The sequence below is a fragment of the Desulfonatronospira sp. genome, from assembly GCA_003563255.1.
GTDB lineage: Bacteria > Desulfobacterota > Desulfovibrionia > Desulfovibrionales > Desulfonatronovibrionaceae > Desulfonatronospira.
Genome location: PWSL01000191.1, coordinates 1 through 21,503 on the forward strand (window position 1 = coordinate 1; position 21,503 = coordinate 21,503).

General features: G+C 47.2%; 9 protein-coding genes and 1 pseudogene. All 10 read left to right on the forward strand.

Annotated features, from left to right (window positions below; all coding sequences use genetic code 11):
* Positions 1-445, forward strand: a pseudogene (locus QZP87_RS05545) (hypothetical protein); the annotation flags it as partial.
* An 8-nt stretch (positions 446-453) separates the two neighbouring features.
* Positions 454-1,341, forward strand: a complete 888-nt coding sequence (locus tag QZP87_RS05550; protein WP_291321928.1) for a DUF4007 family protein — start codon at positions 454-456, stop codon at positions 1,339-1,341.
* On the forward strand, positions 1,338-4,754 hold the full coding sequence (locus QZP87_RS05555; protein ID WP_291321929.1) for a hypothetical protein: 3,417 nt from the start codon (positions 1,338-1,340) through the stop codon (positions 4,752-4,754). Before QZP87_RS05550 ends, QZP87_RS05555 begins: the two co-directional genes overlap by 4 nt.
* 1 nt (position 4,755) lies before the next feature.
* Positions 4,756-5,601 (forward strand): phosphoadenosine phosphosulfate reductase family protein, encoded by an 846-nt coding sequence (locus tag QZP87_RS05560; protein WP_291321930.1) that lies wholly within the window; start codon positions 4,756-4,758, stop codon positions 5,599-5,601.
* An 8-nt stretch (positions 5,602-5,609) separates the two neighbouring features.
* Positions 5,610-6,743, forward strand: coding sequence for a cysteine desulfurase family protein (locus tag QZP87_RS05565; RefSeq protein ID WP_291321931.1), 1,134 nt, complete (start codon positions 5,610-5,612; stop codon positions 6,741-6,743).
* A 1-nt stretch (position 6,744) separates the two neighbouring features.
* Positions 6,745-9,054: a hypothetical protein gene (locus QZP87_RS05570; RefSeq protein WP_291321932.1), complete on the forward strand. Its 2,310-nt coding sequence runs from the start codon at positions 6,745-6,747 to the stop codon at positions 9,052-9,054.
* Positions 9,047-10,678, forward strand: a complete 1,632-nt coding sequence (locus QZP87_RS05575; protein ID WP_291321933.1) for a hypothetical protein — start codon at positions 9,047-9,049, stop codon at positions 10,676-10,678. Before QZP87_RS05570 ends, QZP87_RS05575 begins: the two co-directional genes overlap by 8 nt.
* Before the next feature lie 11 nt (positions 10,679-10,689).
* Positions 10,690-16,200, forward strand: coding sequence for a type IV secretion system DNA-binding domain-containing protein (locus tag QZP87_RS05580; protein ID WP_291321934.1), 5,511 nt, complete (start codon positions 10,690-10,692; stop codon positions 16,198-16,200).
* Positions 16,193-17,035, forward strand: coding sequence for a DUF4007 family protein (locus QZP87_RS05585; protein ID WP_291321935.1), 843 nt, complete (start codon positions 16,193-16,195; stop codon positions 17,033-17,035). Before QZP87_RS05580 ends, QZP87_RS05585 begins: the two co-directional genes overlap by 8 nt.
* 18 nt (positions 17,036-17,053) lie before the next feature.
* Positions 17,054-21,331, forward strand: coding sequence for a hypothetical protein (locus tag QZP87_RS05590; RefSeq protein ID WP_291321936.1), 4,278 nt, complete (start codon positions 17,054-17,056; stop codon positions 21,329-21,331).
* Positions 21,332-21,503: the final 172 nt, after the last annotated feature.

The following is a 21,503-nucleotide window of genomic DNA, read 5'->3' on the forward strand; positions in this document are numbered from 1 at the left end:
AGAATGTCTGAAAAGAGAAATCCGGGAAGAACTGGCTCTAGAGATTGACATTGCGGGTGAATTGTCCCCAGCTACTCATCACTACCCGGACTTCATTGTTACCCTTTATCCTTTCATCTGCAAGGCAACGACCTCCGGATTCAAGCTTGCAGAACATGCAGAAGCTGCCTGGTTTCCACCGGGCGAGCTTACCGGCCTGGACTGGGCCGAGGCTGATCTGCCGGTCCTTGATGCATACCTTGCTACGCTCGATCTCCGACATCTGGTTAAAGACCCCTTCCCCATGTTCTGTGGAATAAAAATACCTTTTGAGTATGTTAAAAAAACGGGCTTGATCATTATTGAATTTTCTGTTCAAATCTCTCCAAGTAAGAATAATTACATCTGTTGCGTAGTGAATGCTGTTTTGTATGGTATTAATAATGAAATTCTCAGATTCCCTTAAGTAATATTATGTCTAGAAGGAAAAATAGATTTTCCGGGCACCAAACTTTTGCCTTTCGCTATGGTTGGCTTGAAAAAGGTTATCGCTTTTTAAGTGAAAATAAATGGTTTACTGACGAAGATGCCATCGTGGAGCTAGGCGTTGGCAAGAATATGGTTGATAGCATCAAATATTGGTGCGAAATGACTGACATTGTTGCCGACGGCAAGTTGACCGACTTTGCGCACAATTTGCTTTCCAACGATGGCTGGGATCCTTTCTTGGAAAATGACGCCTCATTATGGCTGTTGCACTGGAAATTGTGTACCAACCGTGAATTTCTCAGTGCCGGCGGCACCATGTTTTCGTATTTGCATAAGCCGGAATTTAGCAAAAGAGAGGTTGCTGAGCTTCTAGTTCGCATCATTGAGCAGGGTTCTAAAAAACCGCCTTCTGATAGCGTTTTATTGCGAGATATAGATTGCTATATTCGAGTTTATGCAGGTTCCAGGCGTTTTGAGAAAAAGAAAGCCGTAGAAGAATCTTTTGATTGCCCTCTGCAAGAACTGGGGCTGATCCATCACATGTCCGATGCTGAAATGTACCGTTTTGCCATTGGCCCCAAATCATCGTTGCCGCCGGAAATTATCGGCTATGCGGTGTGTGATTATTTCAGTCATGGCAAACGAGATTCTGCCAGGGTTCAGGAAGTTCTGTACCATGAGTTCAGTCCCGGCCAAGTGTTCATGCTTGACGAAAATTCGTTGGTAGAAGCGATCAACATTCTGAATAATGACCCAAACTGGGGAAAATACTTTAAGTTTACCGAATCAGCCGGTATCGCAAGGGTTGAGTGCTCCCTTGACGACGGCAATGAGTTGCTGAGATTTTTCTACACGCGGGAGAAGGGCGAATGAACAAAGTAACGCAAATTAAAGACTTTGTTGATGTAGCCCCTCGCTTCTTACGTTCGGTTAACCTTGCCAGTGATTGGCATCGCTCTGAAAGCTTTGCCGGTTACATAATCACCCCCAACGTGCTGGAATCTCTTGAACGTATCCGAGATGGCCTGCAACAAAGCAATGGGCAGCGGGCATTTACCTTGATCGGTCCTTACGGTTCGGGAAAGTCAGCCTTTGCTGTTTACCTGTGCCAACTTCTTGCCAAAGGGGCGGCAACCGCCGCCAGCGCACATAAGCAACTGGCAGACAAAGATCAAAACTTAGCCGCTAAATTTGACCAGATAAGTGGAGAAGAAAAGGCCAATGGCGGCTTTCTGCCGATTGCGATTACCGCCCGCCGTCGTCCTATTGCTCAACTGATTTTGGAAGGCTTGAGCCAATCGTTGGAAGGGTTAAAAAAAACGCAGCCCGTACTTAACCTAATTACCCGTATTCAGGAAGCAAAAGAGCGGGATTTCTGGCAAGATACAGCCACCATCCTAACTTTTCTTGAGGAAATCGCTTCAGTAGCCAAGGTCCAGGGGTACAGCGGTATATTGTTGCTGATAGATGAAGCCGGCAAAACCCTGGAGTATGCCCTGCAGGATCGAGAAGGCGGCGACGTGTACGTTTTTCAAGAGATTGCCGAAAACGCCAATCGTCAGTCATCTATTCCGCTGCTGTTCCTGATCACCTTACACCAAATGTTTGACGATTATGTCGAGCTGGCGGAACGAACCATCCGGGCCGAGTGGACCAAGGTACAAGAGCGTTTTCACGCCATCCAATTTGCTGAAACCGCAGCAACCACCATGCAATTGGTTGCCGATGCCCTCCATCACCCGCGGCCTTTGCCGAAAAAGGTAGCACAGGCCATAGATGATGTGTTGTCAGATTTGGAAAAATGCTCCGTGCCGTTGCCCATCGGCATGAACATGAACTCTTTCCGACAACTGGCCCAACGAAGCTGGCCGCTACATCCCACGGTTTTACTTGCCATCCCTCACCTGTTTCGCAGACTGGCTCAAAATGAACGCTCAATTTTTTCATATTTAACCAGCCACGAACCGTATGGTTTCCAGGAGCACATTCGTAAGAGCGTTGACAAGGATGTAGGATTTGTGCGCTTGCACGACCTTTATACTTACCTGTTAGCCAATTTTGAAGCTGGTTTGGCTCGCCTGCCCCACGCCAAGCGTTTGCTCGAAGCCAATGATGTCATTAATAGCCGACGCGGCCTATCGGAGTTGTCTGTCGAATTAATCCGTACGATTGCGATGTTGAACGTACTAGGGGAAATTTGTCCTTTGCGCGCTAGGGCCAAGTTTTTGGCCTGTGCCTTCCGGGTCAATGACATAGAGGCAGAGCTCTCGTCATTAAAGCAACAGTCCATCATTACCTTTCGACAACTTGACGGCAGCTACAGGGTTTGGGAAGGCAGCGACGTTGATATCGAAGCCAGGATGAAAGAAGCTCGCCGCCACCTTCACCTGGAAGGCCATTCATTACTGGCAACACTCCGTCGGCACCTGCCTCCGCGCACCCTGATAGCACGTCGTCACAATTTGCTTACTGGGGCGTATCGTTTTTTTAACATTACATATACCGAGAAGCTGGAAAAACCGGATAAATATGCCTCGCTGAAGTTCTCGGACGAAGCCTGCGGGAAGGTGGTGGTGGTAATTCCCAATGCGGACTGGGCCGCATTACGCAAGGGCGCCGAACAGGCCACCCGTGTTCAGCCAAAGTTGATTGTTGCCTTACCGAAACAAATTGAAACCCTGCGAAGCATGGTGGAAGAAGTAGCCTGTCTGCGGTGGGTAGCGGAACATACCGAAGAGCTACGTGATGATCGAGTCGCCCGCCGAGAGCTAAGCCTGCGCCTAGTGGAAAGCGAACAAAGAATTTCCCAACTTTTGCAAACGCTGATCGATCCCAGGCCAGCACCTTACGGCAACTCGTGTCGCTGGTTCTGGCAGGGACAGGACCAGAAGGTAAAATCTTTGGCCGAAGTAACCAGGCTGGTTTCAACGGCTTGTGATACAATCTTTCCCCAAAGCCCCTGCTTGCGTAATGAACTTATAGCCAGGCGATCGATTTCGTCGGCTGCCGCCGCTGCAAGGCGTAACTTATTGGAAAAAATGCTGATCCAACATGATCAGGAGCGCCTTGGTATTAATGGCTTTCCTCCTGAAAGGAGCATGTACGAATCGGTACTGCGTGCTTCCGGTCTCCACACCCTTGATTCGGCAACCGGGCGATGGCAATTCCAGCCCCCCCCGAAAGACAACAACGTGAACTTAAGGCCCTGCTGGGATCTATTGGAAAGTAAAATCTTCACCTCTGAGGTCAATCAGGTCTCACTGAAAGAGATTTTCAATGAGATGGCCAAAGAGCCAATCGGCTTGGCAGGCGGCGTTCACCCGGTTATCTTCACCAGTTTTTATCTTTGCCACCAAGATGTGCTGTTTCTCTATCGGGAAGGCAGTTTTTTGCCCGATCCTCAGATCGCCCATTTCGAATTGTTACAAAGAAGGCCGGATTTGTTTACGGTTTCCGGCGCGCGTCTTGATGGCATACGTTACAGAGTAATAAAGCGTTTGGCCAAAGGGCTTGGTACCTCAGCCAACACCGCATCGGTAATCCGGGCTTTATTCCGGGTGCTCAATGCCTTACCATCGGTTACCAAAAAGACTTCCCGGCTATACCCTGAATTTGTTGTTGAAATGCGCGACAAATTTATGAATGCCCGCTCGCCGGAAAAATTGCTTTTTTCTGAGTTGCCGGAATGCTTCGGTCTAAAACCCTTTCTGGCCAATGAGCAGCGTGACGAAGACATCGAAAACTTCTTCGCTAAACTCAACGCTGCGCTTCAGACTTTAGTGGGTTATGCCGCTGCTCTGCGTGACACAATGCGGAACAACCTGTTACGCAAATGTCAACTGCCTGAAAATGATGAAGGCTGGGAGGAACTTTGCCGACGGGCAGCTTGGCTTAGCCCACGCATAAACCATGAAATTTTAACCCCTTTTTGCAATAGTGTGCTCAACGGGGTCACTGATAATCACAATCCGGCTCCGGCGCTTTCATATATAGTCGGCCGTGCTTTCGAACAGTGGACCGATCATGACGTTGACCGCTTCCCTGGCCTAGCGGATGGGATAGCGGACCTGTTTCGGCAGTACTGGGGGAACTTTGGCAATTCCGGTCCCGAGTTGACCGTGGCTGAAGTACGACAAAAAGATAAATTGCGCGCTTTGTTCAAACAGCAACTGCCCAAACTGGCAGGCAGAACAACATCTTACCGTGTTATGCGCGCCGCTATGCAAGAAGCACTGCAAGAGTTGGAAAACGCGACGCAAACAAACGAAAATGGCAGGAGGAGCTGAAATGGTTCTTGAAACACAGAAAGCAAACCTTGATGGCAAAAAAGTTCGCCATATTCTGGCCCTTTCCGGTGGCAAAGACAGTTCAGCGCTGGCTGTTTACATGCTCGATAAGGTTCCGGAAATGGAATATGTGTTTTGTGATACTGGCGAAGAGCTTGGTGAAACATACGAGTACATAGAGAAATTAAAAAATTTTCTTTGTAAAGATGTTGCCTGGTTGAAGTCAGACAAAGATTTTAAGTTCTATCTTGATATGTACAATGGTGTTCTTCCAGATGCAAACACTAGGTGGTGCACTAGGATGCTTAAAATAAAGCCGTATGAAGAATACATAGGGGATGATCATGTGGTTAGCTATGTTGGGATTCGCGCTGATGAGCCTCACAGAAAAGGATATATATCAACCAAGAAAAACATTACTACTGTATACCCCTTTATTGAAAACAACATTAGACGAGAAGATGTAATAAGAATCTTGCATGATGCAGGGTTAGGGCTTCCCGATTATTACAAGTGGAGATCGCGTTCTGGTTGCTATTTCTGTTTTTTTCAGCAAAAAATTGAGTGGATTGGACTTTTAGAAAATCATCCTGAACTTTTCAAAAAAGCAATGAAATATGAAAAGGATGGTTCTGAGTCCAGTGACGTTGGTTTCACTTGGTGCCAAAGTGAAAGTCTGAGAAAAATGACTATGCCAATCAGGATAGATCAGATAAAAAAGGAACATAAACTTCGTCAATCAAGGCTAAATAATGGTTTTATGGCAGAACAAAGATTGGCAGATGTTTGGCTCGATGACTTTACCGATTCGTCAACCAGTACGGCGTGCAATATTTGCCACTTATAGGAAATTCTATGCCGATATACTGGGACCATAACGCTACTACTCCATGTGCCGATGAAGTAATTAAGGCCATGCAGCCTTTTTACTCAGAGAAATACGGTAATCCGTCAAGCCCACACGTAGCTGGCAAAACAGCAAAAATTGCAATTGAAGAAGCTCGTCAAAAAGTTGCTGTGCTTGCTAATTGTCTTCCCGAGGATATCTTTTTTACATCGGGAGCTACAGAAAGTAATAACATTATTTTTTTAAGCATGTTGCTTGTCGAGTGTAGCAAAAGAAAACAAATAGTTACATCACATCTTGAACACAAATCTGTTTCTGAGCCGATAATGATATTGGCTGAAAAGGGCTTTGAGGTTTTATATTTACCAACTAAAAATGGAGTTGTTGATATTGATGAAGCCGCAAATATCATAACGCCAAAAACAGCACTTGTTTCTGTGCAGGCCGCTAACAATGAGATCGGCACACTACAGCCGATTAAAGAATTGTCTGAAATATCACATAAGGTTGGCGCATATTTTCACACTGATGCCGCACAGGCATTAGGGAAAATTGATGTTGATCTTGATTGGTGGGGGTGTGATCTTGCGTCATTTAGTTCTCACAAATTATATGGTCCTAAAGGCGCGGGCGCTCTTTTTGTAAAGAGGGGGCGTTCTGGGTTTCCCTGGCCTTGCGTATTACGAGGTGGTGACCAAGAGCAGGGTTTAAGGCCTGGGACAGTCAATGTTCCAGCGGTGGTAGGTTTCGGAGAAGCGTGTGCGTTAGCTACAAGATATCTTTTTGACGATATCGCCAAGTTATCTTCATTGCGAGATTGGCTGGAAAAAACACTTTTGGATTGGTTTCCATGGTGCATCATTCACGCCCAGGATGCACCAAGACTTCCTGGCACCACAAGCTTAGCGATTCCAGGCTTACCGGCAGACTTGCTGATTTCTAATTGTAGGGATTTCTGTATATCTTCTGGGGCTGCCTGCTCTCATGGTACTGTTGGTTCGTCGTTTACCTTACAGCAAATCACTTCGGATACCAAGATACTTGATGCCACGATAAGGATTTCACTTGGCAGGTCTTCCACAAAAGAAGACGTAACCAAGTTTGTTCATAGTATTAGTAAAATACTGAAGAGGTTGTCTTGATATGGATACTGTCTTGGAATCATTGCGGAGAATTAGTTTTGGGAAACGACACGACAAGGTCAGCCCGCACAAGTTTGCGTTGCTGTTAGCTTTAGCTCAGTTGTATGAAAATAATCCAGATCGTGAAAATAAGTTTACTATTCAAACAGATAATCTTGAACAATTGTTTAAGAGTAACTTTCAACGTTTAGACTCGGAATACAACCATAATTTAGCTACCATAGATCACCCGTTTTTTTATTTGAAAAATGACGGTTTTTGGTTTCTTGTTGTCAAGCCAGGATGCAAAGATAGATACAGTGTAATTGAAAGCTCAAAAGATATGAGATTTACAAAAAAGAGGCTACTGGAGCTAGTTGATTATGCTTATTTTTCTGCTAAGTTTGATCAATGCTTGCGTACACGGAAATGCAGAAACGATTTTTGTAGAGAAATTATTAAATTGTTTGGTGATCACCGCAATGAAATTAAGCTAAAATTTAGCAATTTACACGATTATACCAATTGCGATGGAATAAGTGAGCCAAAGCTTAGACATGAAAAAGAAACACCTTTCAACAAATTTGTTACTTATTTAAATTCCTTGCAAAGAACAAACGCCAAAAACGAAAATTCCCTTGCCGAGTCACAGGCTTGTAACCCTTTATTTGCGGAAATCCACGTTCCTCAGCCTATCGCAAAGCACATTGTACACGATCTTTCAAGCCAGAAAGGCAGGCATGTCATCCTGACAGGCCATGCCGGCGACGGTAAATCTACGGTGGCCCTTGAGGTTTTCAAACAACTAATGGGAATTCCTGCAAAGGAAGCGCTTTCAGGTTACCTGTCTGAGCGCGTTGATATCCCCGACCGACCAATAACGCTTGTTAAAGACCTTAGCGAACGTCATCGCGATCAGGATAATGAATTGCTACAAGAGCTGCTGGCACAAGATCGACGCTTTCTCTTGGTCTCCAACACCGGGACTTTGCTTGATTTCTTTAAAAGCCAGGCTTCAAGTCTGAAAGTCGATGAAGTGAGTTTGGAAAGCCAAGTTCTGACAGCAATCAGCCAGCCCAGCGGTGAAGGGAGTCTCGTCCTTGGCGAGGTGTCGTTTCATGTCTTTAATATGGCCCTGATGGACAACTTGCCTGTTGCGCGGCAAATTTTCGAAAAAATTGTCACCTCCAACCTGTGGGATGACTGCACACATAGAAAATGTCGGCCTCAATGCCCGATATGCCTGAATATCGATTTGCTCAAGCACCACCAGGGAAGGGTGTTGGAGCGGATTTTTTTAGCATATCGCCGAATGTATGAATATGGCACCAGGCTTACCATTCGCCAGTTGACGGAACATATCGCTTACATGGTTACATCCGGCCTGGAGGAAGCCGATATCAGGACAATGCACGAAAGGCAGGATAATATCGGCTCGGAGTATATGTTCTTCAACCGTTTTTTTGGCGATAACGGGCGTGCAGACGATCCTGCGGCGCAGCAAATGCATACTGTCCGGGAGATCAAAAGACAAGAGTTCGGGGGGCGGCTACTTCCTGCCTGGGAAAGAAAACTGTGGCTACGGTCCCATGGTTCCAAAATTCCCATAGGAGTTGCCGGTTACAGTCAGCAATTTGACAGATTGCGCGAATTGGGCAGCAGGGGGGGTGTGCATGCCAGGGAACAGGTGCGTCGCATTCTCTACTTCCTTTACGATTTTTCAACGGATGACCATTCATATCTCGCAAACTACCTTAATTCTCCAGCTATTTTGCGGTGGTCTGGTTGGCAAACTGCCGGTGCCAAACTTCAAGAATCCGAAAGGGTAAAGCTACGCCAACAAGTGTTCCATGTCTTGCAGGAACATCTCACCGGGGTACGACTTCCTGAAATTTCCAGTCACCACCGTGATGACCAACGACTTTATGTAACGTTGAGTCGTCGACGCAACGAGGTCAGGCAGAGCGCACAGGTAGTATTAGCGTACGTTGACTGGAACACGGCCACGAATCTTTCCCTTGATATTAGGCCCAATGTGACCGGTAATTATCGGGCCGAGTTAGTGCTCAAGGGACAAGCCCCGATCGAAGGGGTTGATTTGCCACTAACCCTGCCGTTTTTAGATTATGTGCTCATGCGCCACTTCGGTGAACTGGGCGAAGTGCTTCAGGCGGCATACGTCGAGCGCCTGGAGAGATACAAGGCGCAGATACAAGAAGGAGCTGGCTCTGCAGGGGAAAGTGTGATGTTGGTTCGCCTGAAAACAGATCACACTTTTCGTCGCCAACATTATACTCTGCATAACAATCGGCTGGAGGTGAGTGATGTCTGAAACTTTTCCATACCAAGCCAACGGCGAAAGAGCATACAGAAACAACCCAGCCATTCAATTATTTGGAAACAGGCTTTTTACCGACCAGACCCCGGTTGAGTTTTTGGTCGAGTTTCTGTTGTTGACTACATCACCAAAAAGAATTGAAGGCAATGGCAGCTTTGATGATCCGCTGCCTTCTGAGGATATATTGCAGGATTGGTCAAACAGCAAACTTGAATACGCACCAAAATCACGTCTTAATTTGAAATTATTTTCATTTTTGGGGTCTTCTCGACTTGAATCACGCCATAAGACTCATCGTGAACACCGTTTTGATTTGTTGAATATTCTTAAGTCTAAAACTGCTTTAACAGGCATTGGGAATAAAGATGATGTTGTTCGCACTCTTGAAAATCTTTTTCTTGGGTTTCAAGGTGCAGGTAGTGGCAGGACATGGTGTGCACAAAATTTTTTGCCAGTTTGTGAAGGTTTTCTTGCCGGAGAGCGTATTTGGAAAGAGACAAGGGCGAGGACTACTCAGCCAAAAGAATGGGAAGATTTGTTGAATAACCCCTCATATTTTTTTGAAACTGGGCAGCGTGTAATTCTGGCCCGAGGCGGGGAAGTACTGTACCTGCAAATATGTAACGCCCTCAGGCAAGACAAGGAAATCATACGACAATGGGCGGAAGAAAGCGGTGTGATGCTGGACTCTACCAACAATAATGATGAACAAGATCCGGCATGGCTACACGCGGAACTTATGCGGGAATTGGGCAGCCTCATGCACAAATGCCCGAAGGCCATCACCGAGTTGGCCGAATTTATCGATAGTGGCATAGAACCTGAAACCGCTGAAAAAACCGATTTTCGTAGTGATTCCCCCCGCTATGTAAGCGCTGGCTGGTGTCCAGTGGAAAGTTGGCAGGAGGGTTACCTTTTTGCGGTTGAGCTGCTGCGGCTGTGCAAGTCAAACCTTGATGTTATCGACCGCATTTATTTGCTGGAAACTGCTTGTGCGATGCAGGTTTTACGTAGTTTGGCTTTTCAAAGTGCCCGCTATACCCCCACCAACCACTTTGCCGCTTGGCCCGGTTACCGCCTGGCTGTCTCCGCGCCGGAAGAAAACCGACCAATAGTGAAAAGAGTTTCACAGCAAACGGTAAAGATGATCGAGAAGCAAATATTCCAGGCAATCCGCAACGAAGACCGTGGAATCGCTTTGCCTGATAACGAAAAGGAGCGCAACAAGGTTCTCAAGGAGGCAGATAATCGTTACGCCGGAAAACTTTTTATCAAATTGGCCAAACGGCTCGGGCTGGTTATCCCTCGGCGCGGTGCAGGCGCCCGGTTTGTCTTGAACGAACAACTGTTGCGCCTTTTGGTTCTAACCGTGGTTCCCAAGGGGGGGCGGATCACATATGGTCGTTTCAAGGAAATTGTTGAGCGCCGTTTCGGCCTGGTGTTCGACGCCGACGGTATAGGACAGGCCGGTGAGTGGCTTGCGGATGGCAATCGGGTCTATTTACCCAATGATACCGACAACTGGCTACAAGAGATGTTGGAAGCTGCCGGATTCCTGCTCCGCTTGTCTGATTCCTGCGCCATGGTTGTGGAAGATCCGGCCGCAGCTTGTCCTTGAGAGAGGTGAACATGAGATTCTTTACCAATGCCGTCTTAAGCCATATCACCGAAAAAGTCGCTAAGTATCAGGGTGTTGCAGCCGGGCAACGGATGATCATGATGATTCCGGAAATGCCGGCCCCAAACCTATTGGCCATTACCGATGCCTTGGCCAGTTATTGCATGGCAAGGCCCGATATCGAACTTACCCTGAAAATTGCCAAGATATTGACCGACAAATGGGAGGATGCAGAAAAGCAAAAGGCCAAAGAGCAACGGTGGCTGGATGATCGCGGCAATCTTACCTATTACCGCAATATTGTCCCGACAGATGGCAAATTATCATTGGTGGTATTGTGCGGGGCAGATCGGGTAACCGATTCGGCCAGCTTGGCGGATTTTCATTCTTGCACCCCGGATATCATTTGGCGGCATGATATGTCGCAAAGCTTCAGCGGCTGGATGGAGCAGAAAATGTGGGAATTCGGCATTAGTGCCGACCAGGCTGCCGACCTGCAATCGTTTGATCGCATCCTGAAACCCTTGATCGACTACGGCCGTGGCGATCTTCTGCGGATCAGCAATTGGCTGGAAAAAGTTGATTTGAGCCATGCCGGGGATGTCTTTGATGTCCAGAAAATCATCTTATCTCAACTGCAAGAGTTCGGCTTGCCCTCCTTCGCGCTGTTTCCTTTGCAGCAAAAAAACAAGTCTTTTGGCCCCTATCTTAATAGAGCTGGGTCGTTTTTTGCCTATACCCTTTTCCTTGAAGCACGGGAGCGGGACAAAGCCATCAAAGCCATTGCCAATCTGCTTGAAACGCTTGTTGATGGGGAAGACCCTGGATTTTCGCTGGAAGACGAAGATGTCCTTGGTCCTTACAATTCCGGCGAAGAATTGTTGAATGGCCTGCGGTGTTACATAGAGGAAGATAACCAGGTAGAGCGTGCCAAATTGTTGCAATGCGATTTTGTCACCATCCTCGACAAGGTGCTCAAGTATCGCCCCAAGAGTTCTGAAAAAGAAAAAACCACCATTCGTAAAATATCCGGCAGTCCCACGGAAATGATTCTCACCGCCATCTGGCGGAGTTTGGCAGATTTTTCTCGTGATCGTAATATTGACCCTGATGCTCAGATTACCGAAATAACCATCCGAAGCGATGTTTTTAAGCACGACATGGATGAGGGTGAGGAGTCGGAAGACGACGATTTAGCCGGTGGCAACGACTACATCGATAAAAACGAAAGAGCTGCGGCCTACTTGGCATGTTTGGTCGGCGGCCTTGCCGATTTTCTACCCGAACGTATTGATTTGACAAACCAAAGTGGTGATGAAGTTGCCGTATCCTGTTCCCTGGTGCATGACGAAATTAAGTACCAATACACCAAAACCGCCGAGCCTTTGTTGGCTTTTTCCGTTGAGATCAACACCGACACCGAGCCGAAACCTCTTCGCCGAAAATTTGCCTGGCGACTTCCAGAACATCACCCCTACCGATTGTCACAATCGCTGATCTTGAAAGCCAAAACGGCTCTGGATGCTCATCGGGCAACCAACAAGCTGCCGGTTTTTCATTTGCCCTATTACGACGAACTTCTTCGGACGTTTTCCGATGAAGAGACCAGGCGGGTTCTGCTGCATTGTATACGTGATGAAAGAGGTGATGACAGTTTTCTCACCAATCTTTTGAGTGATGACTGGCTGGATGTTGACGATACAGCGTTTGGCCAGCTCAAAACACTGGCCGCCGGTTATCACCGTTTTGTCAGGGCGGCCCACGAGCGCGGTGTGCTTGCCGCTTTGCTCACCGAACAGGGAAGAACCGAGGAATGGACCACACTCACCAAGGCCTATAAAGACGCTTGCCAGGCAGCAACCAAGGATGAAGATGCGATCGCTTCGCCCTCGGCCGGCATGTTGTTCCGGGCCTTTTTGATTATTTCTGAACGTGATGGTGGCACCACGGAATGGTATGCCGACCAGTATGAGCAATCAGGAATTGTCACCGTCCTGCATCCAGTTTTGCTGGAAATGCTGGAGGCTCAGATTATCTACTTGTTCCAGTGCTTTAATTATGCAGCGAGAAATGAAATCTTACGCGATGACCGCCGCAACTCTTTCAAGGACCACATTTGGCGTTCTTATGTGGACCTGGCCACTATACAGGCCCCGCTGGCCGGCCTTTTGGCTAATGAGGACAAAAACCTCGACACCAATATTCGCGGGCAAGAACTGATTCACCTGCTTGGTAAATCTCAGCATGAGGAGGGCACCCTATCCACCCGGCTGTTGTCCAATTACGACATTGTCAGCGACGACGATGATGTTTCCGATACTGAAATGTTTCGGATGACCAGCGAATCACAACTTTTGCTACGCTTATTGCGCGATTATTTACATTTGCACCCCCACGCTCGTGACGGCTTGAGCCTGGCCGTCTTTATGAACCGGGACATTCAGCCGGTGATTGCCGCCGTCCATCAATTTTTGCATTGTCTTGCCGACCACAAACAACCAAAGACATATATCCTCCATCGCAAGCGCAAACGGCCCTATGCGATCAGTGTTACCTTTTTTACCGAGTCCAGTGATGATTCCGATGTTGCAAGATGGATCGAACAGTGGCGGGAGCGGTGGGAGGCTGCCGAGTCGGAAAAGAAGTATGCTCCTTATAAATTCTGTCGTTTTACCGTGGCCCATCGCTTGGTGGAAAAAGGTGAACAAGGCTCCTTTCAGCGCTTGCTCAAAGAGAACTATGAGGCCGATATTGCGGTTTTCTACGATTTCATTGGGGCCGGCGAGAGCAGTAATCGTTTTGAGCGGGTACGGCCGTTTCACATTACGGATATCGACCTTAAATTTCCCATTCTGGAAAAAGCCTGCTGCACCATCGATACCCCCGCCGACAAATATCGACGCTCTCGGATCACCAGTAATCGGCAGTTTACTTTGGGGGCGGACCACACCAACCTGATGCACTGCTTGGCCAAGGAATCGCCCCAGACCGACACCATTGTGGTCGGCAGCGGAGATTTCAAGCCGTGGCAGACCGTAATCGACGAACTACACGACAAAACCGAATGGGTGGTTTGCGTTGACCCCAATATCGATGAACGGCTTATTGGGCAACCGCTACAGCAGTCAGCTCAAGACCGGCAAGAACGAGAGATTATCGGCTTTGGTTCCGGTGTGGGCAATCATGGTGAAAATAATTACACCGTTTCCACGGAACAGTTCACTTTGGCTGATGTTCATGCCCGTCTCCACGCGGCCCTTGCTTCTCATTTTGCCGATACCGGATGGACAGCGGATGAGTGTCAAAAGATAACCAGAGGGATTCTGCAGGAGGCCCGCAAGTTGTCCGGGTTGTCGCTGGTGCGCGCTACCGGGGTTGACGATAATCATCTTCGTGATTTCATGGCTTATGCCCTGGTCAGAAGAATGTTGCGGGAAGAGAAAGACTCCACCCTTTGCGATGATTTCATTTCTCTAGACGCCTACCGTCACTGGTTTGATTTGGCGGATAAAATGGACAGACCTGACCTGCTGTGGCTCAAGGCAAAAATAGGTGATGATCAACGCCTGCATCTGGAAATGCAGCTTATTGAATGCAAGGTCGCCAAAGAATCCCATGAGCATTTGCACAAAGCTCGTCAGCAGATTGATAATGGTCTTAGTGTGCTCAAAAAGTCCGCCTTTGTTCCCATTCACTCCTGTTCGGAGGAAGATCGGCGACCTGACCAAAGATATTGGTGGATGCAGCTTCATCGTCTGATTGCCAGCAAAGCGGAAACCAAGCGTGGCCGGCAAGCGGTGGTAACAACCGCCCTGGAACGCCTGGCAGAAGGCGACTTTGAGATTGAATGGAAGGCGGTGGTTTTTGCCTTTTGGATCGACAAGAATGATGATCGACTACAGCGTATTGGCGCCTGGGAAAGTCCCGCAGGGGTTCGGGCCGACATTTTTACAACCGGCAGCACCTTCATCAAGAATTTGGCGACGGCTCAGCAGGGTTTCTCCTTTTCATGGGAAGAACTGCAACAAAAGGCCGTTGCGGCCCCCGGCAATGTCTGCGAATTTATGGAGGATGAAGAATTCCCTGAAAGCCCGGAGGATAATGATTCGGCGATTTGGGATGGAGATGATTCTGACGATTCTATTGATGATGATTACCCTGGCGATGTTGCCGAGGAAGTCTTGCCGGACGATACCGTAGCAGTAGACCTGGCGAGTGCTGACAACATCGTGGTGTCGGCAGACGACCCCTTGCAAAAAACAAAACAAAAGGTCGTCTCCGGGCAAACAACCGGGACAGAAAAAGATTCGCAACAGCAATATATTCAAACCGTTCCCGACTCCGGTGTTGCTGCCGAAATACCCGGGCCAGCCGGCTCGCAAGTGCCAGACCGCATTCTACTGGGTACCACCATCCCCAAAGGGCAGCCGGTCTACTGGGAATTTGGCCACCCCGGCCTGGAAAACCGGCACGTACTCATTTTTGGCAAGTCGGGAATGGGTAAAACCTATGCCATTCAATGCCTGCTCAATGAAATGGGCCGCAGTCGGCAGCATAGTTTGATTATTGACTACACTGACGGTTTTTTGCCCAATCAGCTTGAGGCCGTTACCAATGATGTGTTGCGGCCGGTACAGCACGTGATTCGGCAAAACCCCTTGCCGATCAATCCGTTTATACCCAAGTCTTCAGATCATGGCGGTATTGCGATTAAAGAAAACGCCAATGCGGTAGCCAAGAGAATAGCCAGCATTTTCGAGGCGGTTTATGGCATAGGCGATCAGCAGTTCAGTGTGTTGCATGAAGTCATAATGGATGGCGTTGAACAGTATGGGATTCAGATGAGTCTTGAGCGCATGATGGCGTTGATCGAGGAACGAATGCAGGAACGGCAGCAGAAAAGTGCGGCTCAAACATTATTCAGCAAAATTCGCCCTTTCGTTTTGGATCGACCCTTTGGTAACGGTGAGGGTAAATTGGAGTGGAGTGATGTGTTGCTCGATGCGGAAACTTTCTGCCATATTTTTCAGCTTTACGGTCTAGATATGCATTCGCGTAAACTAGTAACCGAATTTGTCATGTGGGATTTATACGGCTACTTGCAGACCAAGGGAGACAAAAACAAACCTAAAGTTTTGGTGCTGGATGAGGTGCAAAACCTTGATTTAAGGGAGGGAAGCCCGCTTTCAAAGTGTCTGCGGGAAGGGCGCAAGTTTGGTTTGTCGCTAATCATGGCAACCCAGATCATGAGCAGCATGAGAAAAGATGAACGGGACAAAATGTTTAATGCCGCCCAAAAGCTGTTCTTTCGACCGGCAGACACCGAATTAAAATCATTTGCCGATATTGCAGCCATGTCAACCCGCCGTAAGTCTGATGAATGGGTGCAAATGCTTGCCTCCCTTGGTAAAGGGGAGTGCTATGCCATCGGTCCAGCCTGGAACCCTACCACCGACAAGCTTTTTCCCCAGGCTCAAAAGATCAAGATTACCTCGCTGGAGGAGCGTGGTTTCAATGTCTAAAAAAACGGCGTTTAAGCGGCTTCCAAGGAATTTTCATAAAACATTCAAGCCGGAAAGACACTATATCAGCGCCATGCTAAGATTTGCCGCCGCTAGGCAGACTGGCAGCTTTTGGGATATTTCGAAAAAAACCGGTATTCCCATGGGCAAGTCCAGCGGAAAGGTGCCGGCCATCTTGGATTATTGCCGGGGAATGGGGTTGATAGAACTGCCCAACACAGCACTAAAAAAGCCAAAGCTTACCGAGTTCGGGCGGATAGTATTTCTTGAAGACCCTTTCCTAAAGACTGAAATAAGTCAATGGTTGGCTCATTTTCATCTTTGCAGCCCTTTGCATGGCTCTGATGTTTGGTATCATTCTTTCTTTGCGGGTGCGCAAGCACTTGGTAATCGTTTCAGTAGAGGGAATTTGGAAGCTTACCTGAAGGTCGTCTATGGCGTCAGCAAGGGCAGATTGGTTGGTCCCTTACTTAACACTTATAACGACGAGGCGGCATTGAAAGTATGCGGAGCTTTGGCTATCGGCAACGATGAATTGATTCAACGCAGACCGGCCCCAATAAACAGCAAGTTAATTTTGGGATATGGTGCTTGGATGCTGCAATTAATCGACAACCATTTTCCTGGCGAGCAACAAGTCTCTGAAGCCGAGCTTGACCTTAAGGCTGGTTGGCGAACCATCCCGGGCTGGAATAACAGTCCATGGCAGATTGTTTTAGGCAGAATCGAACAAAAAGGCTTACTGAGTGTAGACAGGCATATGCAACCTTGGCTGCTGTCTCCCCGAAAAGGCGCACGAGAAGCGTGGAGAGCCATTTTCGATGACATGATTTGAGCTGTATAAGGAGTAGTTATGGCCGAGAAACTTTGCGAAATAGTCCGCTTCCGCGAAGATCGTTTGTTCTATGGAGCCGTCAGTATCAACTGGTTTAGTACGGACAGAGACAAGACGGACGCAGCAGCCAATGCCTTTATTTTTCATGGTCCCCAGTACCACGGTGTCCAGCAGGACGACGTTGGTGTTAGCCACGAACATAACTTGATTGATTCGGCCAATTTTACCCGAAGTGTAATTCGCCGGTGTTATGGTATTGAAGACCAACCATTCACATTGGCAATTGCCGGCTATGGTAGCGGCAAATCTCATCTCGGCCTTACGTTGGCCAAAATGCTTAGCGATCCTCAAGACCGAACAGCCCAAAACATCTTGGATGCCATTACATCTGCAGACCATGCCATTGGCGAAGATGTCAAAACGATTCTGAACCAATCAACCCAACCATGCCTTGTTGTTGCGTTGAATGGTATGCAATCTTTTGATTTCACTGCAGAGTTCACTAAGCAGATTGTAAGCCGTTTAAGACATGACGGCCTGGACTCCAAACCTTTTGATGAGTTGCGGCCAAGATTTGGTCAAGCCGTCAGATTGATTCGCATGGCCAGTGAAACAGTGACTACAAAGCTTGTGAAAGCTCTTGATTCTCCTTCCATTGAGCAAATTATTGCTGAACTGGAGCAGCAAGATGAGCATGTTTATTCAAAGGTTCATGATTTTTTCGCTGCAGAAGGAATGACCATTCGCGCCCTGGCTGGGGAGTCTGTGAAAGACGTAATTGATATCGCTGCGAAAGAATATTGTGGTGAGGGGAAGCCATATCGTAGCCTACTGGTGCTATTTGATGAATTCGGAAAGTATACCGAATTTGCCACCATGCGTAGCCAAATTGCTGGCAGCGGTGTTTTGCAGGATCTTTTTGAAGGTATACAGGCAAACGCTGGTACAACCTGTTTTGTGGGTTTTATCCAGTTTGATTTGAACTCCTACATAGATCGGGTGGCCCCTGAGTATAAAAATGAGATTTTACGGTATGTAACGCGATACCAATTGTCGGACAAACTATTTCTTTCCACCAACCTGGAAACACTGATTGCCAATTTGCTGGAAAAAGAACAAGTCGCGTTTTTGAATAAGCAATTCGATTGTGAAAAAATGCGAACCATTTCGGCGGATGCCATGAACAGCATTGGGAAATGGTTCCCGGCAGCTCGCAGATATAGACTCTGGAGCAATCACGAACAGTTCCACAATGTGGTGGCCAAAGGTTGCTGGCCGCTATCTCCCTATACAACATGGCTTCTATTTTACCTTACTTCCGCCGGCAAGTATTTGCAGGAGCGTTCGGCCCTAGCTTTGATGGTTGAGGCCTTTCGCAGATTTAGCGACAAAACAATAGAGGCTGGTGAAAACTGGACCATTTCTCCGGCTAATTTATGGTCCGAAATGTTGCTTCAAGATTTTATTGGCGCCGAAGAAATGGGGCAGCAAGGGGCTATAGCTCATGCTTATGCGACTGTCGACGCAAAATACGGTTCACGGTTGTCCCATGAACTGATTTTGTTGCTCAGAGCTGTAGTGTTAGCTAGTAAACTTGGATTAAAAGTCGCCGACAAGGAGGAAGCCGTTCGGGCCTTGGCCTGCCTGGCGGGGGTTGATTTTGACAACGCCGGCCAAGGGGTTAATTTACTGCAAGACGAATACAATGTGCTGGAGTGGGACGAAGCCTTCAAATCCTTTGATATCCTTGGTGATGCAGTTCCACGTACTCAGTTTCTTGCCCATCTTCGCCAGAAAGCGCGCTCTTACAGTGAGGAATCCAGGGCGCAGCTTTTTGCCGGCAAAGCACTTGAATGGTGTGAGTTGCTGGTCGATGTTGAATGCGATTTCGCCGAAGTCAACAACATCACCACCCGTGAATGGCGATACCAAGCCGTGGCAGCCAATCTTACCAACTTGCCCGCTCAGGTCATACTTGCCAGCCAGCAGTGGCAAGATGCTATCCAGGTAGATACCCCTAGAGGGACGGTGATTTATCTGTATGTAGATGCCAACCGCGATCCAGATACGGTTAGCTCTACGGCAAGGCAACTTTTGCGGGAAACAGCCAAAGAACTGCACCAGGCAACATTGCCGATTCTGCTGGTCCTCCTTTATGACGAAGAGGGTACTTTTGGTCAATATTTGGCTGAATATTCGGTTTTACAGGAAATGAGCGATGCTGAGAGGGCTCAATTCGGAAATCTTGTTGGGGCGCAACAGGAAAAATTGCGCAAAGTGATCTACGACACCGTGGAGCAGATGATCAAAGAGCGGCGTTATGTGACCGGAATGAAAGAGAAGCCGGTCGCTCGGCGCTTAGCACAAGTGGGGTCGGGATTGTTTTCGGAAATTTACAACTCCCCCATTCCCTTTCCATTTGATGGTTTCAGTACGTCCCGGGGCAATGCCGCTGAGACCTGTCATGAATTAACTCGCGAACTGCTCACCGGCAAGTTGGATTTTGAGGGGGTGCTTGCCAAGCCACAAAAGTCTAGACACCGTGCCACGAGGGTATTGAAGGAAAAATGGGGGGTGTTCAACCCAAAGCTGGGAACGGTAACAAGAAGGCCAACTTTGCCTGTTATTCGTGACCTTACCGAAAAATGGGACGACGCACTTGTAGCCGAACAGCGTCTATCCGTAGGCGATATCATCAAGGATATTTGCTTGCCGCCGTATGGGGCCAATATAGCATCGGCCGGTTTACTTTTGGCCGTTTATATCGCCCCAAGGGCAAACGAGTTGGCAATAGTTAAAGGCAAAGAACAAATCGCCATCTCCCAATGGATTCAAGAAGGGGTTTTCAAGAGTAAATTCGTCAGCTTGCCGTTGATTTCAGACGTGGAGTTGATGCAGCTTGGCGATGGTCCTTCCGAATGGGAAACAATTCTTGATGAATGGGAGCAGTGTCCAGACCATGTTGGAAAAGTTAGTATGGTTGAGCGGGTTATGGAGTTGAAAAAAAGGGTTCCGGTGCCACCTATGTTGGCCTATCGATATCAGGCTCTACTTGAGCAGACTCGTGCCAGTAAAGAACATATTGAAAAGATGGAACAAAAACAAAATGAAGTTCTGTCAAAGCTCCAGAATGGATATCAACGTCAGGACGTCGCTACGCTTGTTTGGGGCGCCATTGACTTGAAGAAAATTCACAACCGAATGGTGGCGGAACATCCAGCCTGGCCGGAATCACAGATAGCTACCATACAGTCCGGACTGGAACAATCTATCTTGGCAATCCAAGATCTTTTTCCAAAATGGCTTTTCCAACAAACTCCTAGCGCTGACACCCCTGTCGCAGTTGGAGATTTTAAGCATAAAATGTTGCGCATTGTTACGCCCAGTCTGAAGAAGCTAGGTCTTGAAACAGAGTCCGATGAACTCGAGAAGCATACGCTAAAGGTCATAAGAAATGCCGAAACCATTGCCGAAGCCAAGCAGAAATTGCGGGATGTGAAAAATTGGATGACTTCTAATGCTGAAGTTGTTCGAACTGGGCGAATTTTGGAGTTGCGTACCACGAAAAAAGTCGGCCAAAATTACCTCGAGGAGCTTAAAAAAATAGCTGGGGCAGTACCACTTGCAGATATTTCAGAAACAACAAATGCATTGAATAAATTTATAGAAAAATTCCAGATGGCTGAAAATGCTATTTCTAAAAAAGCTGATAAAGTCTGGGGGGCTGAAATAAACAGCGTTAACGATGTAGAAAGACTAATCAATGAAATAAATCAGTTAATAAATCTATACGAAGGACTACCGGACGATCTAGAAGATTTTATAATCATAAACAAAGTTCTAAGGTCAATTAAGGACTCATTTGATGTATTATCTGATCGTAATCTTACATGGGATATGCTATCTTCATCTTTTCAAATGATCATTGATGATTTGGAAAATTTAATTACAGAAGATGACGAGATACCATGGGAGCCAAAAGTTGTTATCAAATCTTTATACGATGGAATTAAAAAAGATAGAAAAACAAAAAGCACTGAATGGACAAAAATGATTATTAAAAGGGCTGATAATATTAACAACATGACAGTAGCTGAAGCGAATCAGTTTTTGTCAGAAGCAGAAATTGTTCCACCGTATGTTACGCAAGCTGACAAAGAAAAATTGCAGGAAATCATTCAAAAGGTTACCAGCCATCTTGAAAAATTAATAATTGAATGGCTTGTCGAAAAATTCAAGGAATTGTCCGAAGAAAGCAGGCAGGAATTTTTAGATATGGTGAGAGAAATTACTTGATTTCCCGATGAGACCTACCATTTTAGAAAAAAAACCATGAATCAGTGAATACCGTAAGGAAAGAAAGTCCGGGATACGAATGGCTGACCATCTTTTTTATATGCTCACGGATAAAGCAGGGGGGAGGGGCTTCATGTTTGTGGAAATCCTGGCCCTGGCAGTAATCATGTAC

Bases quoted from the DNA above. Each gene is read 5' to 3' on its own strand.
- QZP87_RS05550 (WP_291321928.1), top strand. From the start codon at position 454: ATGTCTAGAAGGAAAAATAGATTTTCCGGGCACCAAACTTTTGCCTTT.
- QZP87_RS05565 (WP_291321931.1), top strand. From the start codon at position 5,610: ATGCCGATATACTGGGACCATAACGCTACTACTCCATGTGCCGATGAA.
- QZP87_RS05590 (WP_291321936.1), top strand. From the start codon at position 17,054: ATGGCCGAGAAACTTTGCGAAATAGTCCGCTTCCGCGAAGATCGTTTG.
- QZP87_RS05570 (WP_291321932.1), top strand. From the start codon at position 6,745: ATGGATACTGTCTTGGAATCATTGCGGAGAATTAGTTTTGGGAAACGA.
- QZP87_RS05580 (WP_291321934.1), top strand. From the start codon at position 10,690: ATGAGATTCTTTACCAATGCCGTCTTAAGCCATATCACCGAAAAAGTC.
- QZP87_RS05585 (WP_291321935.1), top strand. From the start codon at position 16,193: ATGTCTAAAAAAACGGCGTTTAAGCGGCTTCCAAGGAATTTTCATAAA.
- QZP87_RS05575 (WP_291321933.1), top strand. From the start codon at position 9,047: ATGTCTGAAACTTTTCCATACCAAGCCAACGGCGAAAGAGCATACAGA.
- QZP87_RS05560 (WP_291321930.1), top strand. From the start codon at position 4,756: ATGGTTCTTGAAACACAGAAAGCAAACCTTGATGGCAAAAAAGTTCGC.
- QZP87_RS05555 (WP_291321929.1), top strand. From the start codon at position 1,338: ATGAACAAAGTAACGCAAATTAAAGACTTTGTTGATGTAGCCCCTCGC.